The following is a 1,720-nucleotide window of genomic DNA, read 5'->3' as shown; positions in this document are numbered from 1 at the left end:
GCTCGCAAACTCGCCCGCGTCGCCTTCGCCCTCATGAAAAACCAGACCGACTACCGACCCCCGAACCCTTGCACGCAGACATAGAATCTCCTACGGGGCCGTCGGCGGTTCGATCACCTCGGTGCCGCCCAGCCACGGCCGCAGCCGCTCGGGGATGCGCACGGAGCCGTCGGCCTGCTGATGATTCTCCAGCAGCGCCACCAGCGCGCGACCCACCGCCACGCCGGAACCGTTCAGCGTATGCAGCAGCTCCGGGCGCTCGCCCGCCTTCGGGCGGAACCGCGCCTGCATGCGCCGCGCCTGGAATGCCTCGAAGTTCGAACAGGACGAGATTTCGCGGTAGGCCTGCTGCCCCGGCAGCCAGACCTCCAGGTCGTAGGTACGCGCGGCGGAAAACCCCATGTCCCCGGCTGACAGCAGCATCACCCGGTAGGGGATCTCCAGCGCCTGCAGGACTTTCTCGGCATCACCCAGCAGGCCTTCCAGAGCCGCATCCGACTCCTCCGGCCGGACCACCTGTACCAGCTCCACCTTCTCGAACTGGTGCTGGCGGATCAGGCCGCGCACGTCGCGGCCGTAGCTTCCCGCCTCCGAGCGGAAACAGGGCGTGTGCGCCACCATCTTCAGCGGCAGCTCCTCCGCCTCCAGGATCTGCTCGCGCACCAGGTTGGTCAGCGGCACCTCCGCCGTCGGGATCAGCCGGAACTTCTGCTCGCAGTCCACCGAAAACAGGTCATCGTCGAACTTGGGCAGCTGCCCGGTGCCCACCAGCGTCTCCGGGTTGGCCAGGTACGGGACGTAGGTCTCCTCGTAACCATGCTCGCGGGTATGCAGGTCCAGCATGAACTGCGTCAGCGCGCGGTGCAGCCGTGCCATCTCGCCGCGCATCACCACAAAGCGCGCACCCGCCACCCGGGCCGCCCCCTCGAAGTCCAGGCGCGCCCCCGGCTCGCCCAGCTGGATATGATCGCGGCAGTCGAAATCGAAGCGGGTCGGCTCGCCCCAGCGGCGCACCTCTTCGTTCGCGGACTCGTCCAGGCCCTCGGGCACGCCCGCCTGCGGGAGGTTGGGCACATGCAGCAGCAGATCGTGCAGCTCGGCCTGAATGCCCTCCAGCTCGTCCTCGCAGCCCTTCAGCTCGTCGCCGATGCGCGAGACCTCCGCCTTCAGCGGCTCGATGTCCTCGCCCCGCGCCTTCGCCTGCCCGATCGCCTTCGACCGCGTGTTGCGCTCCGCCTGCAGCTCCTGCGTGCGCACCTGCAGCTCCTTGCGGCGCGCCTCCAGGCGCTCGAACCGCTCACGGTCCAGGGTAAAACCGCGCCGCGCCAGCGCGGCCTCGGTGGCGTCCAGATCCTGACGCAGACTGCGGATATCCAGCATGGGTTAAGCCGTCGACCAGTAGTAGTGGAAACCGCGCAGTTTAAGCCAAACACCCCGCCCCGTGCAGGCCGACACCGCGCAACCCCCCTCCCCAGTGGAGGCCGGCCCCCCTGGCCGATCGGCCCGAACCTGGCACCGGATCAGGTTGTAGGAGCGGCCTCGGCCGCGACCCGCACAGCCCCATCGGCCAGAGGGCTGGCCTCCTACACCGACCGCCACCCTGCAGGAGCGGCCTCGGCCGCGAACTGAGCTGGCCTAATTTTCGTGGACACCTCGTTAGGTGGGACGATAACCCCCTGTTACGAGGAGAACAGCCATGGCACGCAAACGCCGGAGCTTT

At 68.3% G+C, this 1,720-nt stretch carries 1 protein-coding gene; it reads right to left on the bottom strand.

The genetic code is table 11. From position 1 onward, the window contains the following. Positions 1-90: 90 nt before the first annotated feature. Entirely contained in the window at positions 91-1,380 is a 1,290-nt protein-coding gene (gene serS / locus C998_RS0113910; protein WP_018871477.1) for a serine--tRNA ligase, read from the bottom strand. Positions 1,381-1,720 lie beyond the last annotated feature (340 nt).

Origin of the sequence: Thioalkalivibrio sp. ALgr3, assembly GCF_000377325.1 — a bacterium.
Lineage (GTDB): Bacteria > Pseudomonadota > Gammaproteobacteria > Ectothiorhodospirales > Ectothiorhodospiraceae > Thioalkalivibrio.
The sequence above is the reverse complement of the archived record's forward strand: the minus strand, read 5'-3'. Positions and strand labels throughout refer to the sequence as shown.

What these genes read in the sequence shown, in the direction of transcription:
- serS (WP_018871477.1), bottom strand. Translation starts at nt 1,380, where the DNA reads ATGCTGGATATCCGCAGTCTGCGTCAGGATCTGGACGCCACCGAGGCC.